The 14,947-nt window shown below is 70.5% G+C and carries 14 protein-coding genes; 8 read left to right on the top strand and 6 right to left on the bottom strand.

Going from position 1 to position 14,947, the window contains the following annotated elements; translation table 11 throughout:
- Positions 1-33 precede the first annotated feature (33 nt).
- The 7 genes from ASE43_RS01690 (at position 34) to ASE43_RS01720 (ending at position 9,553) form a co-directional block, all read left to right on the top strand.
- Entirely contained in the window at positions 34-1,659 is a 1,626-nt protein-coding gene (locus tag ASE43_RS01690; RefSeq protein WP_057159249.1) for a TldD/PmbA family protein, read from the top strand.
- A gap of 62 nt (positions 1,660-1,721) precedes the next feature.
- Positions 1,722-2,426: a DUF4159 domain-containing protein gene (locus ASE43_RS01695; protein WP_057159250.1), complete on the top strand. Its 705-nt coding sequence runs from the start codon at positions 1,722-1,724 to the stop codon at positions 2,424-2,426.
- A gap of 22 nt (positions 2,427-2,448) precedes the next feature.
- Complete coding sequence (locus ASE43_RS01700; RefSeq protein WP_057159251.1) at positions 2,449-3,447, top strand: MoxR family ATPase; 999 nt, start codon at positions 2,449-2,451, stop codon at positions 3,445-3,447.
- A 25-nt stretch (positions 3,448-3,472) separates the two neighbouring features.
- Positions 3,473-4,369, top strand: coding sequence for a DUF58 domain-containing protein (locus ASE43_RS01705; protein WP_057159252.1), 897 nt, complete (start codon positions 3,473-3,475; stop codon positions 4,367-4,369).
- Positions 4,366-5,529, top strand: coding sequence for a BatA domain-containing protein (locus tag ASE43_RS01710; protein WP_057159253.1), 1,164 nt, complete (start codon positions 4,366-4,368; stop codon positions 5,527-5,529). The genes ASE43_RS01705 and ASE43_RS01710 overlap by 4 nt, the downstream gene beginning before the upstream one ends.
- On the top strand, positions 5,526-7,700 hold the full coding sequence (locus ASE43_RS01715) for a hypothetical protein (protein ID WP_057159254.1): 2,175 nt from the start codon (positions 5,526-5,528) through the stop codon (positions 7,698-7,700). The genes ASE43_RS01710 and ASE43_RS01715 overlap by 4 nt, the downstream gene beginning before the upstream one ends.
- Positions 7,697-9,553, top strand: a complete 1,857-nt coding sequence (locus ASE43_RS01720) for a hypothetical protein (protein ID WP_057159255.1) — start codon at positions 7,697-7,699, stop codon at positions 9,551-9,553. The genes ASE43_RS01715 and ASE43_RS01720 overlap by 4 nt, the downstream gene beginning before the upstream one ends.
- Here ASE43_RS01720 and ASE43_RS01725 read toward each other — a convergent pair.
- From ASE43_RS01725 to asnS, 6 genes are all read right to left on the bottom strand, one after another.
- Entirely contained in the window at positions 9,550-10,077 is a 528-nt protein-coding gene (locus ASE43_RS01725) for a hypothetical protein (protein WP_057159256.1), read from the bottom strand. The two genes, ASE43_RS01720 and ASE43_RS01725, sit on opposite strands and share 4 nt — an antisense overlap.
- A gap of 13 nt (positions 10,078-10,090) precedes the next feature.
- Positions 10,091-10,876, bottom strand: coding sequence for an SDR family oxidoreductase (locus ASE43_RS01730; RefSeq protein ID WP_056174585.1), 786 nt, complete (start codon positions 10,874-10,876; stop codon positions 10,091-10,093).
- A 35-nt stretch (positions 10,877-10,911) separates the two neighbouring features.
- Positions 10,912-11,535: an FMN-binding negative transcriptional regulator gene (locus ASE43_RS01735; RefSeq protein WP_057159257.1), complete on the bottom strand. Its 624-nt coding sequence runs from the start codon at positions 11,533-11,535 to the stop codon at positions 10,912-10,914.
- 7 nt (positions 11,536-11,542) lie between these two features.
- Positions 11,543-11,866 carry a hypothetical protein gene (locus tag ASE43_RS01740; RefSeq protein WP_056174587.1) on the bottom strand — a complete coding sequence of 108 codons (324 nt, stop codon included), beginning with the start codon at positions 11,864-11,866 and terminating at the stop codon, positions 11,543-11,545.
- Between the two features lie 11 nt (positions 11,867-11,877).
- Positions 11,878-12,183, bottom strand: coding sequence for a hypothetical protein (locus ASE43_RS01745; RefSeq protein ID WP_056174588.1), 306 nt, complete (start codon positions 12,181-12,183; stop codon positions 11,878-11,880).
- Between the two features lie 117 nt (positions 12,184-12,300).
- Entirely contained in the window at positions 12,301-13,701 is a 1,401-nt protein-coding gene (asnS, locus tag ASE43_RS01750) for an asparagine--tRNA ligase (RefSeq protein ID WP_057159258.1), read from the bottom strand.
- A 117-nt stretch (positions 13,702-13,818) separates the two neighbouring features.
- Here asnS and ASE43_RS01755 point away from each other — a divergent pair, with 117 nt between their 5' ends.
- Positions 13,819-14,904 (top strand): DUF2891 domain-containing protein, encoded by a 1,086-nt coding sequence (locus ASE43_RS01755; RefSeq protein ID WP_200956195.1) that lies wholly within the window; start codon positions 13,819-13,821, stop codon positions 14,902-14,904.
- The last annotated feature ends 43 nt before the right edge of the window (positions 14,905-14,947 follow it).

Raw genomic sequence — 14,947 nt, forward strand, 5'->3', positions numbered from 1 at the left:
CGCGTTCCCCCGCTACAGCCGAGCCTGCGACCCGTGCAACGACGCGACTTTCTGAGTTTCACCGGCCTCGGTCTGGCCGGTCTCATGCTTCCCTACGGCCGCAGCATCGCGGCGGAGGCCTTGCTGGAGCCGGTCGACGCCGTGCGTCGGCGCGCCCTGGCCGACACCGCCTTGAGCGCCGCGCGCGAGGGCGGGGCGTCGTACTGCGACGTGCGCATCGGCCGCTACCTGCGCCAGTCGGTGATCACCCGCGAGGCCCAGGTGCGCAACATCGTCAACGGCGAGTCGGCCGGCGTCGGTATCCGCGTGCTCTGCGACGGCGCCTGGGGCTTCGCCGCCACCGCGCGCTCCACGCCCGAGGCGGTGGCCGCCGCGGCGCGCCAGGCCCTGGCGATCGCGCGCGCCAACGCCAAGGTCCAGACCCGCAAGGTCGAGCTGGCGCCGGTGCGCGGTGTGGGCGAGGTGCGCTGGGCCACGCCGGTGCGCAAGAACGCGATGGCGGTGCCGATCAAGGACAAGGTCGAGCTGTTGCTGGGCGTCAACGCCGCGGCGATCAAGGCCGGCGCCGATTTCGTCAATTCGACCCTGTTCGTGATCAACGAGCAGAAGTACTTCGCCTCCACCGACGGCAGCTACATCGATCAGGACGTGCACCGCATCTGGCTGCCGCTGACCGCGACCGCGGTGGACAAGGCCAGCGGCAAATTCCGCACCCGCGACGGTCTGTCGGCGCCGATGGGCCTGGGCTACGAGTATCTGGACGCCGATCCGGCCGGCAAGCACGCCTTGCCTGGCGGCATGACCGGCTACGGCAGTTCCTACGACGTGATGGAGGACGCGGTCGCGGCCGCCAAGCATGCGCGCGCCAAGCTCAAGGCGCCCTCGGTCAAGCCCGGCAAGTACGACCTGGTGGTGGACCCGTCCAACCTGTTCCTGACCATCCACGAGAACGTCGGCCATCCGTTGGAACTGGACCGCGTGCTCGGCTATGAGGCCAACTACGCCGGCACCAGCTTCGCCACCCTCGACAAGCGCGAGCAGGGCTACCGTTACGGCAGCGAACTGGTCAACTTCGTCGCCGACAAGACCCGCCCCGGCAGCCTGGGCGCGGTCGGCTACGACGACGAGGGCGTGAAGACGCGCGAGTGGGACCTGGTCCGCGACGGCATCCTGGTCGACTACCAGGCCACCCGCGACGAGGCGCATATCCTCGGCCACAAGGAATCGCACGGCTGCAGCTACGCCGACAGCTGGTCCAGCGTGCAGTTCCAGCGCATGGCCAACGTCTCGCTGAAGCCCGGCAAGAAACCCCTGAGCGTGGCGGAGATGGTCAAGGGCGTGGAGCGTGGGCTGTACGTGCACGGGCGCGGTTCCTATTCGATCGACCAGCAGCGCTACAACGCCCAGTTCGGCGGCCAGCTGTTCTTCGAGATCAAGAACGGCCAGGTCGTGGGCCTGGTCGAGGACGCGGCCTACCAGATCCGCACGCCGGAGTTCTGGAACGCCTGCGTGGCGGTCTGCGACCAGCGCGATTTCCGCATGGGCGGCTCCTTCTTCGACGGCAAGGGCCAGCCCAGCCAGGTCTCGGCGGTGTCGCACGGATCGAGCACGACGCGCTTCAACGGCGTCAACATCATCAACACCGCGCGTTCGCTGTAGGCGCCGATGCCCAGTGTCGTCGCCCGCAGCCCTCAGGCGCTTCCGAGCGCGGGCGCGTACGCATGAACCGCGCGCAGTTCCTGCGCCTGATGCTGGGCGGCCTGGCCGGCGCGGCCTTGGCCCGGCCTTGGCAGGCGGCCCTGGCTGCGGCCGAGTACGACTTCTGGTTCACCCGTTTGAAGTACGACTCCGGCGACTGGGACGTGGACCAGCGCATGCCGGCCAACCTGATCACCTCGCTGATCGACTACACCAACCTGCGCGTGGATCCCAAGGAGCACGTGCTGGCGCTGGCCGATCCCAAGATGCTGACCGCGCCGTTCTGCTACCTGGCCGGGCACAAGCTGGTCGAGTTCAATCCCGACGAGCGCCGCAACTTCGAGCGCTATGTGCGCAACGGCGGCTTCGTCTTCGTCGACGACTGCAATCACGATATCGACGGCCTGTTCGCGCGCTCGTTCGAATCGCAGATGGCGGCGATCTTCGGCCGCAAGGCGATGAAGAAGCTGCCCAAGAACCATCCGATCTACCGCAGCTTCTTCGTCTTCGACGGCCCGCCCGCGACCGGCTTCGAACTCAACGGCTGGGGCGACGACCTGGTCCACGAGTACCTGCAGGGCATCGAGATCGACGGTCGTCTGGGCGTGCTCTACAGCAACAAGGACTACGGCTGCGAGTGGGACTACGACTGGCGCAACAAGCGCTTCCTGGCCGAGGACAACACCAAGTTCGCGGTCAACATCGTCATGTACGCGCTGACCGCGTGAACGAACCAGCAAGGGCACACCCATGAGCCAGACCCCCAGCGAATCCGACATCCAGGCCGAACTGGCCCAGCTGAGCACGCTGCGCAGCGCGATTGCGCAGGCCATCGTCGGCCAGGACGACGTGGTCGAACAGTTGCTGATCGGCCTGCTGGCCGGCGGCCACTGCCTGCTCGAAGGCGTGCCAGGCCTGGGCAAGACCCTGCTGGTGCGCTCGTTGGGGCAGGCGCTGGAACTGCAGTTCCGGCGCGTGCAGTTCACCCCCGACCTGATGCCCAGCGACATCCTCGGCACCGAGCTGCTGGAGGAGGACCACGGCACCGGCCATCGCCATTTCCGTTTCCAGCCCGGCCCGATCTTCACCAATCTGCTGCTGGCCGACGAACTCAACCGCACACCGCCCAAGACCCAGGCCGCGCTGCTGGAAGCGATGCAGGAACGCACGGTCAGCTACGCCGGCGTCACCCACACGCTGCCGTCGCCGTTCTTCGTGCTGGCCACCCAGAACCCGCTGGAACAGGCCGGCACCTATCCCTTGCCGGAAGCGCAGCTGGATCGTTTCCTGCTGCATATCCGCGTCGACTACCCCAGCGAGCGCGAGGAGCACGACATCCTGCAGCAGACCACCGGCGCGCACAGCGCGCAGGTGCCGCGAGTGATGCACGGCGAGCAGGTGCTGGCCCTGCAGGCGCGCGTGCGCGAGGTGCATCTGGGCGACGATCTGCTGCTGTGGATCACCCGCCTGGTGCGCGCGAGCCGGCCGCGCGACAGCGCCCTGGCCGAAGTGCGGCAATGGGTGAAGTGGGGCGCCGGTCCGCGCGCGGGCCAGTCGCTGGTGCTGGCGGCCAAGGCGCGCGCGCTGCTGCACGGGCGCCTGGCGGCCACCCGCGACGATGTGCTGGCGCTGGCGGCGCCGGTGATGCGTCACCGCCTGCTGCTGTCGTTCGCGGCCGAGGCCGAACAGAAGAGCGCCGACGACGTGATCGCGGCGCTGCTGCGCGGCGTGCCGTTCGCCGGCGCCTGAGCGTCGGGGCAGGGCGGATAGCGCGATGAGCGGCGATCTGATTCCGGCGGCGGTGCGGGCGCGCTTGCGCACCCTGCGCCTGACCTCGCGGCGCGCGGTCGGCGCGCACGGGCTGGGCCTGCACCGCAGCCGCAGCCGCGGCGCCGGCCTGGAGTTCGCCCAGTACCGCGCCTACGAGCCCGGCGACGAACTGCGCCAGATCGACTGGAAACTGTATGCGCGCTCGGACCGCTTCTTCGTGCGCGAAGCCGAGCGCGAAAGCCCGCTGGCGGTGTGGCTGCTGGTCGACGCCAGCGCCTCGATGAATCAGACCGACGCCGCGCGTCCGAACTGGAGCCGACTGGATGCGGCCAAGGGCCTGGCCGCCTGCGTGGCCGAACTGGCCTTGCGCCAAGGCGACCGCTTCGGATTGATCGGCCTGCGCGGCGACGGCTTGCGTCTGCTCGCGCCCGCCAGCGGCCCGCGTCAGCGCGATCGCTTGCTGCTGGAACTGCAGGCGCTGTCCGCGCAAGGCGCCTGGCCCAGCAGCGAGCAGTTGCGCCCGTTGTGGGAACGCATCGGCGCCGACGACCTGGTGCTGATGCTCGGCGACGGCTTCGACGAAAGCGGCGTCGCGGTGGCCGAGCGCCTCGCATCGGCGCGACGCGAGGTCTTGAGCGTGCGCATCCTGACCGCCGAGGAACGCGATTTCCCGTATCAGGGCGGGCACCGCTTCCGCGACCCCGAGACCGGCGAGGAGCTGCTGGGCGACGGCGTCGCGCTGCGCAACGAGTTCCTGGCGCGTTTCGCCGCCGCCCGCGCCGAGGTCGATGCGCGCCTGGATGCCTGCGGTATTCGCCATGCCGAGTACGTGCTCGACCAGGAGCTCGATCTGCCGCTGCGCCGCTTGTTCGGCGCCCGCGACGCCGCGGAGTACGCGTGAGCTTCGCGCTGTTGCTGCCTGCCGCCCTGGCCGCGCTTGCGGCCCTGCTGCTGCCGCTGCTGATCCATCTGGCGCGACGCAGCGAGCAGCGTCCCACCGATTTCGCGGCGCTGCGCTGGCTGCGCCACAAGCCGCGGCCGCGCCACCGCATTCGCTTCGACGAACGCTGGCTGTTGCTGCTGCGTCTGTTGTTGCTGGCCTTGCTGGCGCTGTGGTTGGCGCGTCCGGTGATGCACGGCGCGGCGACCGCGCGGCCCTGGGTCGCGGTCGCGCCGGGGCTGGATCCGCGCACGCTGCAGCTCCCGCCCGATGCGCGCGCGCACTGGCTGGCGCCAGGCTTCCCGAAGATCGACACGCCATCGCCGACCCAGCCGGTCGCGCTGGCCAGCCTGCTGCGCGAGCTGGATGCGACCCTGCCGGCGGATGTGCCGCTGCGTGTGCTGGTGCCGGCGCAACTGACCGGCGCCGATGGCGAACGCCCGCTGCTGTCGCGCAAGATCGAATGGCAGGTGGTGGCCGCTGCGGCGCCGGTCGCGCCGGCCGCGCCGGTCGCGCGCCCGCTCGCGGTGCCGAAGCTCGCGATCCGCTATGCGCCCGAGCGCGCGCCCTCGCTGCCCTACCTGCGTGCGGCGGTGTCGTCGTGGTCGCCGCAAGCCGCCGCGCTCGACGTCGCGGCCGCGACGTCGGCCGCGCCCGGCGACCCGGGCACGCGCAGCCTGCTATGGCTGGCGCCGGGTGCCTTGCCTGCGCCGCTGCTGGAATGGGTAGGGGCGGGCGGTAGCGTTCTGCTCGATGCGGGCGCGCCGCTGCCGGAGGGAACCTCGCCGGTGCCGCTGTGGCGCGACGCCGACGGCGCGGTGCTGGTCGAAGGCGGTCGCTACCGGGACGGGCGCGTGCTGCGCTTCACCCGCGCGCTTACGCCGCAGGCGATGCCGGTGCTGTTGGAACCCGAGTTTCCGCGCCGTCTGCGCGAGCTGCTGAGCGCGCCGGCACCCGAGCCCACGCTCGCGCTAGCCAGCGACTACGCGCCGCGCACCGGCGGCCCGGCCTATGCCGCGCCCGCCCGCGATCTGCAACCCTGGCTGGCCTTGTTGATCGGCCTGCTGTTCGCGCTGGAACGCTGGCTGGCCTGCCGGCCCGGCCGCGGGACGACGCCATGAACGCAACTGACGAACTGCAGCGCTTGTTGCGCGCGGCGCGCTGGCGGCGCGGGCTCGATGCCGTTCGGATGGCCGCGCCCTGGGCGATCGTCGCGGCGGTCGCCGCCTGGCGATGGAGCGGGGGACGGGTCGCGGCCTCGGTCGCGCTGCTGGGTATCGTCGCCGTCGCGCTCCTGGCCTGGCGCCTGGCGCTGCGCCTGGACACGGCCTGGCTCACGCGCCAGCTCAATGCGCGCCGCCGCGATATGGACGACAGCGCCGATCTGCTGTTCGCCGACACGGCGACGCTGGGTGCCCTGCAGCGGCTGCAGCGCACCCGCCTGCAAGGGCGTCTCGAAAGCGTGGCGACGCCCGCACTGGGACCGGTCGTGTCGTCGCGTCGCGCGTGGCTGTCGGCGGCGCTGGCCGGACTCGCCTTGCTCGGACTGTTGCTGTGGCCGCGCCCGAACGATGCGCCCTTGAGCGAACGGCTGGCCGATGCGGTCGGCCTGGCGTCGTCGCCCACGCATACGCGGCTGAGCGAGACCTCGCTGGCGATCGCGCCGCCCGCCTACACGCGTCTGCCGGCGCGCGAGGAAGCGCAACTGGAGGCCAAGACCGTGCAAGGCGCGCGTTTGCGCTGGCGCCTGCGCTTCCAGCCGCAGCCGGGTTCGGCCGAGCTGGTGTTCCACGACGGCCGCCGCCTGGCCTTGCAGCGCCAGGGCGAGGACTGGTCGGCGAGCGCGGTGCTGGAGAAGTCGACGCTGTACCGCATCGTGCTGGATGCGCACGCGCTGCCCTTGCAGCAGCGGCGCCTTTATCGTCTCGATCTCACCCCCGACCGTGCGCCGCAATTGCGCGTGATCGAACCCGACCGCGGCTTGAGCCTGCTCACGCCCGGGCAGCGCGTGTGGCCGCTGGTGTTCGACGCCAGCGACGACTACGGCCTGGCCGCGAACGCGAGCCTGCGCATCACCCTGGCCCAGGGCTCCGGCGAGAGCATCACTTTCCGCGAACAGCGCATCGGCCTGCGCGGCAGCGGCGGCGCCACCGCCAAGCGTTATGCGCATCGTCTGGATCTGGCCGCGCTGGGCTTCGCGGTCGGCGACGACCTGATCGTGCAACTCAGCGTCGACGACAACCGCGCGCCGCAGCCGCAGAGCGCGCGCAGCCCCAGCCTGATCCTGCGCTGGCCGGCGGACCTGGGCCAGGAGGCGACCGGCATCGAAGGCCTGGTCAAGACCACCTTGCCGGCGTATTTCCGCAGCCAGCGCCAGATCATCATCGACGCCGAGGCCTTGTACGCGCAGCGGCGCAAGCTGGCGGCCGCGCAATACGAACAGCGTTCGGACGCGATCGGCGTGGATCAGCGCATCCTGCGCCTGCGCTATGGCCAGTTCCTGGGCGAGGAAGCCGAAGGCGAGCCCAAGCCGCCGCCGACCAACGATGCCGAAGACCTGGCGCATGCGGACGGCGGGCACGACGCCCAAGCGAAGCCCGAGGCCCACGACGATCACGATCACGCGCCGGCGCCGACGCCCTCGCGTTTCGGCGATGCGGGCTCGGTGCTGGAGCAATACGGCCACACCCACGATCACGCCGAGGCCGCGACCTTGCTGGATCCGGAGACGCGCAAGTTGCTCAAGGCCGCGCTGGACGAGATGTGGCAGTCGGAGCTGCACCTGCGCCAGGCCCATCCGGAGACCGCCTTGCCCTATGCCTATCGCGCCTTGCGCTACATCAAGCAAGTGCAGCAGGCCAGCCGCATCTACCTGGCGCGGGTCGGCCCGGAGCTGCCGCCGATCGACGAGAGCCGGCGCATGAGCGGCGAGCGCGAAGGTCTGGCGCGGCGCGGCGATGCGCTGAGCGCGGCCAGCGCGCCCGATGCCAGCCTCGAAAGTCTGTGGCGCAGCCTGGAGACGGCACCTAGCGCGGCGAACGCGACCGTCGACACCGCCGCGCTGGAGCGCTGGCTGGGCGAGCACGAGGCGCGCGTGGCCGATCCGCTCGCGTTCGTAGCCGCGATCGATGCCTTGCGCGAGCGTCCCGACTGCCTGCCGTGCCGCGCGCGTCTGCGCGGTTTGCTGTGGCCGCTGCTGCATCGTCCGCCGGCGGCACTGCCGCGGCGCGAGGACGGCGGCGAAGAAGGGCGGCGCTATCTCGATGCCCTGCGCAAGGAGTCGGCGCCGTGAACCCCGCCTACGTCACGCCGGAATTCGCCTTGGCCGCGCTGCTCGCGCTGGCGGTGTTGGCGGCCTGGGCCGGACTGGTTCTGCGCCAGGCGCGTGCGCCCGCGGGCGGGGGCGCGCGGGGTTGGCGTCTGGGCTTGCTGCTGATCGCGCAACCGCTGGGCGCGATCTTGCTCTATCTGGCGCTGCTGCCGCCGCGCTTGCCGGGCGAAGCCGGCACGATGGTGGTCGCGACCCAAGGCGTCGCCGATTTCGCCGAGGGCGTCGCCGGCGACGTGCGTGTGGTTCTGCCGGAAGCGCCCGCCACGTTGGAAGGCGAGCGCGTGCCCGACCTGGCCACCGCCTTACGCCGGCATCCCGGCACGCGGCGCTTGCGCGTGATCGGCGCCGGTCTGGAGGCGCGCGATCTGGATGCCACACGCGGCCTGGCGATCGAATTCCGGCCGTTGCCCTTGCCGCGCGGCCTCACTGGACTGTGGCTGCCGCGCCGGATCGCCGCCGGCGACGATTTCGTCGTGCATGCGCGCGCCCATGGCCTGGCCGGCGGCAGCGCCGAACTGCTGGATCCGGCCGGGCAACGCGTCGATCGCGTGGCTGTGGACGCGAACGGTGCCCTGGCCCTGAGCGGCAGTGCGCGCGGCGCCGGCCTCGCCCCGTTCCGTCTGCGCCTGCTCGATGCCCAACGCAAAGTCGTGCAGGACGTCGAGCTGCCGCTGAGCGTCGCCGCCCAGACCGCGCCGCGCATCCTGATCCTGGCCGGTGCGCCCAGTCCCGAACTCAAGTACCTGCGGCGCTGGGCGCTGGACAGCGGCGCCGATCTGCACACCCAGATCAGCGTCGGCGGCGGCCTGCAGTTGGGCGATGCGCCGATCGCGCTCAACGCCGCCGGCCTCGCCAACTTCGATCTGGCCGTGTTGGACGATCGCAGTTGGGAGGGCCTGGGCGCGGCCCAGCGCGCGGCCCTGATCGAGGCCATGCGCAACGGCCTGGGCGTGGTCCTGCGCGCGACCGGGCCCTTGTCCGAAAGCACGCGCGCGCAATGGCGTGCGCTGGGTTTCAACGTCGACGCCGGTCGCGATGCCGCGAACGCCAAGCTCGCGCTGGACGGCGGCGCCGACGAAGACGCGATCCGCGCACGCCTCGGCCCCGGCAGCGCCGACGCGCCGCGCGCGCGCGACGAGGCCGTGCCGGAGACGCCGGTGCTGAGCCGGCGCGTGCTGCGACTGGAATCGCCGCGGACCCAGACCCTGCTGCGCGATGCCGGCGGCGTCGCCTTGGCGGTGTGGCGCGAGCAAGGGCGTGGCCGCGTCGCCCTGTGGACGCTGACCGACAGCTTCCGCCTGGCCCTGGCCGGCCGCGGCGATCTGCATGCGCGTTTGTGGAACGACTTGCTGGCCACGGTGGCGCGTGCGCAGAGCGGCGGCGCGCCGGACATCGACACCGAAGAAGCGCGACCGCACCGGCGCATGCGCCTGTGCGGCCTGAGCGCGGGCGCGCGCGTGTCCGCGCCGGACGGCAGCGAGCTGGTGTTGCCGATCGATCCGGCCAGCGGCGCGGCGCGCTGCGCCGCTTACTGGCCGCGCCTGCCGGGTTGGCACACGTTGCGCCAGGGCGAGCGCGCCTGGCCGTTCGCGGTGCGCAGCGCCGACGAAGCGCCGGGCCTGCGCGCGAGCGCCTTGCAGGCCGATACGCTAGCGCTCGCCGCGCAGCCGTCTTCGCGCTCCGACGCCTCGGATGCGTCCGCGAACGCGCATCGCGGTCCGTCCTGGCCCTGGTTCCTGGCCTGGCTGCTGTTCAGCGCGGTGTTGTGGTGGTTCGAGCGTTCGCGCTTTGGACGCGTGCAGGCGACGGTCTAAGCGGGGTCGAGTATTTCGACGCCGCTGGTTGCCGATAAACGAAAGGACTGCCAGCCACCGGGCGGATCCCACTCGCCAGCCCCGACGATCTCGGTAGCGGTCACGCTTTCCACGACGACGCCGTCGATGCCGAGCATCGCGCTGCGCCATTCCAGCACGCCGTCGCGATCGAAGCTGAAGAGGCGCTGCGCGGATGCGACGAGCAGGCGCGCCTCGCCGGCGCTCAAGTTGCCGAAGTAGCTGTCGAGCTCAAACTCGCTCGTGCTGCGATCGCGTAGATCGATGAAATGGACCCGGTGGCCGCTGCCGATTACGAGGTAATGCGACCAGATCGCGTGAGCTTCGAAGCCGTGGTATTCGTCCCGATGCTGATACAGATCGACGCGCGCGAACGGACGATCCTCCGCACAGACCACGAAGACTTTGTCGGCCTCATTCGCGGTTGTGCTCGTGCGACCGACGCGGATCGGCTCTATCGCCAGCCAGGGCGTATCGAGATGACCACCGAGCGCAACGGAGTACATGCCGGGTCGCGGCTTAGATCGACTGCATGCGACCACCGTCCACCGCCAGGCTCACGCCGTTGACGTAAGCGGCGGCGGGCGAGGCCAGGAAGGCGATGCTGGCGGCGATCTCGGCGGGCTGGGCGAAGCGGCCAGCCGGCACTGTCTTGCGCATGGTTTCGATGATCGCTTCTTCGGATTGCCCCGAGCTACGAGCTCGGTCGCCGATGATCTGGGTGATGCGACCGGTCTCGGTGTAGCCGGGCAGCACGTTGTTGACGGTGATGCCGAAGGGCGCCAGTTCGCGCGACAGGGTCTTGGCCCAGCTCGCGACCGCGCCGCGGATGGTGTTGGACACGCCCAGGCCGACGATGGGTTCCTTCACCGAAGTCGAGATCACGTTGACGATGCGGCCCCAACGCGCCGACTGCATGCCCGCAAGCACCGCCGCGACCAAGGTCTGGTTGGCGAGCAGGTGGCGGTTGAAGGCATCCAGGTAGGCGTCGAGCTGGGCGCTGTGGGCGGGTCCGCCGGGCGGGCCGCCGCTGTTGTTGATCAGGATGTGCACCGGCCGACCGGCGGCGAGGGCTTCGACCTGGGCGCGCAGGCCGGCGGTGTCGGAGACGTCGGCGGCGATCCAGCCGTGCTGCTGCGCCGCGCGCGTGGGCAGGGCCGCGACCACCGCTTGCAGCGCGTCGGGCCGGCGCGCGAGTACGGTGACGTCGGCGCCGAGCAGGGCCAGTTCGTGCGCGGCGGCGCGGCCGATGCCGTCGGAGCCGCCGCATACCAGGGCGTGTTTGCCGGTCAGATCGAGGTCCATGGCGGTGCTCCGGTTGCGATACGGCGTGAGAGAGATCAGGCGTCGGGCAGGGCGGCGCGCATCAGCGCGGCGACCTCGGTCGCGTTCTCGCCGCCCAGCGCGTCCAGCCGCTCGGCCACCGCGACCCGGTTGGCGAGCGGGTGGTTCTGGCTGAGCTTGAACTTGAGCGTGGCGCGTTCGACTTCGAAACGAAAACCGACGATACCGCGCAACTGCCGGCGCAGGTCGTCGCGCTCAACCTCGAAGCGCCAGTCGCTGTCGACTTCGGCCTCGTGTCGCACGCTGAGATCGTCGACCAGGCGCGCGAGCTCGGCTTCGTCGTCGTAGGTCTCCAAACGCCCGTGCAGATGCGCGACCGCGTAGTTCCAGGTCGGCACGCGCGCGGCTTCCTCTTTGTCGGTGTACCAACCCGGCGAGATGTAGGCGTGCGGCCCATGCACCACGGCCAATGCGGGCCCGGCGTGCTGGGATTGCGGATTCGGTTTGGCCCAGTGCCCGCGCAGTTGGATGCGCTCGCCGTCGCGGTGGTACAGCACCGGCAGGTGCGAGAGCGTGGGCTCGCCGTCGCGCACGCTGATCAGACTGATGAAGTTGTCGCGCGCGAACAGTGCGTCCAAGGCGGCCAGATCGGTCTCGGCGAAGGCGCGCGGCAGGTACATGCGTTGCTCAGTGCCGCTGCGGCAGCTTGCGCACCATCAGCTCGCGCAGCACCTCGTCGTCGTCGGCGCGCGGCGGGGTCAGTTCGTCCACCGCGAAACCGCGTTCGGCCGCATCTTCGTCGTCCAGACCGTCCAGCGACACGAACTCGGCGTCCATCAGGGCCGCGCGGGCCGTGTCCTCGCTGTCGTAGGCCAGGGTATTGCCGTCGCTGTCGAACACCTCCGCGGTGCCTGCCTCGCGCACGCGCAGGCGCGCCCAGATCACGGTGCGGCCCAAAGTGGCCAGCCACCATTCCTCGCGCAGGGTGTCGTTCACAGCTTCATCGTTCATGGAGGCATCGCTCATGGCAGCACCGTGGACAGCGCCCACAGCAGGCCGGCGCAAACCAGGCCGGCGATGATGGTCAGCAGCGACAGCCGGGCCGGATTGGCCAGGCCGTCGAGGTTGCGGTCGTTGGCGCTGCGGTAGCCGCGACCCAACAGCCAGCGCCAGGCCGAGGGATTGGCGAACGCGCCCGCGCCGAGCTCGCGCTGCAGGTCCGGATGGCGGTCGCGGATGTGCACCAGCGACAGCGGCCAGAAAATCACGAAAGCGCAGAAGCCGGCGATGGCGACGGCGACGAACAGCAGGGCTAGAAACAGGATCATTGCGGCAGGGATTCGGGATTGGGGATTAGGGATTCGTGAAAGCAGGATGCGCGGCCAGGGGCGATTCCGTCCTTGTCGTTGCGAATCCCGAATCCCAAATCTCTAATCCCTGTTTCATCAGAACTCGGCACTACCAGGCGCGCGCGGGTAGGGGATCGCGTCGCGGATATTGCTCAGGCCGCAGACGTAGACCACCAGGCGCTCGAAGCCGAGGCCGAAGCCGGCGTGCGGCACCGTGCCGTAGCGGCGCAGGTCGCGGTACCAGCCGTAGTGGGTCGTGTCCAGGCCGAACTGGGCGATGCGCGCATCGAGCACATCCAGGCGCTCCTCGCGCTGGCTACCGCCGATGATCTCGCCAATGCCCGGCGCCAGCACGTCCATCGCGGCGACGGTCTTGCCGTCGTCGTTGAGGCGCATATAGAAGGATTTGATGTGCTCGGGGTAGTTGGTGACCACCACCGGACGGCCGACGTGCTGCTCGGTCAGCCAGCGCTCGTGCTCGGTCTGCAGGTCCAGGCCCCATTCGACCGGGAAGTCGAACTTCTGCCCCGACTTCTGCAGCAGGCCGATCGCATCGGTGTAGTCGATGCGTTCGAACGGCGCGTTGACGAAGGCTTCCAGGCGGGTGATCGCATCGGGCTGCACGCGCTCGGCGATGAAGGCCAGGTCGTCGCCGCGCTCGTCGAGCACCGCGCGGAACATGTACTTGAGGAAATCCTCGGCCAGGCGCGCGTTGGCGGCCAGGTCGTTGAAGGCGACCTCCGGCTCGATCATCCAGAACTCGGCCAGGTGGCGGGTGGTGTTGCTGTTCTCGGCACGGAAGGTCGGCCCGAAGGTATAGACCTTGCTCAGCGCCAGCGCATAGGCCTCGGCGTTGAGCTGGCCGGACACGGTCAGGAAGGTTTCCTTGCCGAAGAAGTCGCGCGAGAAATCGACCTCGCCGTCCTTGCCGCGCGGCAGGTTGGCCAGGTCCAGGGTCGAGACGCGGAACATCTGGCCCGCGCCCTCGGCGTCGGACGTGGTCACGATCGGGGTGCTGATCCAGTTGAAGCCGTTCTCGTGGAAGAAACGGTGCGCGGCCTGGGCCAGGCTGTGGCGGATGCGGGTGACCGCGCCGAACAGATTGGTGCGCGGGCGCAGGTGGGCGAACTCGCGCAGGTACTCCAGCGTGTGCTGCTTGGGCTGCATGGGGTAGGTCAGCGGCTGTTCGACCCAGCCCACCACCTCCAGCGCGCTGGCCTGGATCTCGTAGCTCTGGCCCTGGCCCTGCGAGGCCACCAGGGTGCCGGTGGCGATCACCGAACAGCCCGTGGTCAGGTGCTTGATCTCGCTGTCGTAATTGGCCAGCGCCGCCGGCGCCACCACCTGGATCGGCGCGAAGCAGGAACCGTCGCTGACATTGACGAAGCTGAGCCCGGCCTTGGAGTCGCGACGGGTACGCACCCAGCCGCGCACCGTGACTTCACCGCCCGCCGGGACCTTGCCTGCGAGTGCCTGTTCGACGCTGACCACCGTCATGGGATTCCTGCCTCGGAACGCTGTTCGATAAGAACCGGGGATGATAACGGATCGGCGCGGCCCGAAGCGCCGACGGCGCCGCTACACTCGGGCCAGGATCGGGCAGGGGAGTGGGACATGCGACGAGGCTGGATGGTGGCGCTGCTGTGGCTGTGCGCCGCGAGCGCGTGGGCGCAGGCGCCGGCGGCGCTGGACGAAGCCCGCGCCGCGCGCTTCGCCAAGCTGGCGCTGGATTGCGTGCAACGCGAGTACCCGAACAAGCTGTCGCACCAACTGCGCAGCGACGCCGACGCGCTACCCCCGCGCAAGCTCTATCCGGCCTTCTACGGCTGCTACGACTGGCACTCCTCGGTGCACGGGCATTGGCTGCTGGCGCGCCTGCTGCAGCGTTATCCGCAGGCCGAGTTCGCCGCGCCCGCGCGGCGCGCCCTGGCCGCCAACCTGACCGCGGCCAACATCGCCGGCGAGCTGGCCTATCTGCGCGCCGGCAGCGACGAATCCTTCGAACGCCCCTACGGGCTGGCCTGGCTGCTGCAGCTGGGCACGCAGCTGCGCAGCTGGGACGATCCGCAGGCGCGGCAGTGGGCCGCGGCGCTGGAGCCGTTGGAGCGCGAGGCCGCCGGGCGCCTGCTGCGTTGGCTGCCCAAGCTGACCATGCCGATCCGGGTCGGCGAGCATTCGCAGACCGCGTTCGCGTTCGGCCTGGCCCTGGACTGGACCCAGGCCAGCGGCGATGCGCGCCTGCGCGAGGCGCTGCTGGCGCGCGTACGCCAGTTCCATCTGAACGATCGCGACTGCCCGATCGCCTACGAACCTTCCGGCCAGGACTTCCTCTCGCCTTGTCTGGCCGAGGCCGACCTGATGCGGCGCGTGCTGCCGCCGGCCGAATACGCGCGTTGGCTGAAGGCCTTCCTGCCCGGGATTCCGCGCAAGGCCGACGCCGGTTGGCTGACCCCGGGCGTGGTCCTGGACCCTACCGACGGCAAGCTCGCCCACCTGGACGGCCTAAACCTGAGCCGGGCCTGGATGCTGGAAGGCATGGCGCGCGGCCTACCTCCCGGCGACCGCCGCATTGCCGCCCTGCGCGCGGCCGCCGCGCGCCATCGCGACAGCGGCCTGGCCGCTGTCAGCGACGCGCACTATGCCGGCGCGCACTGGCTGGGCAGTTTCGCCACCTATCTGCTGCTCCCGCCTGGAACTTGAAACGCTGCGTCCCGGGGCCATATCGGTAGGGCCCAGGCCGTCG

The organism is Lysobacter sp. Root983 (genome assembly GCF_001429345.1).
In the GTDB taxonomy this organism is placed as follows: Bacteria; Pseudomonadota; Gammaproteobacteria; order Xanthomonadales; family Xanthomonadaceae; genus Lysobacter.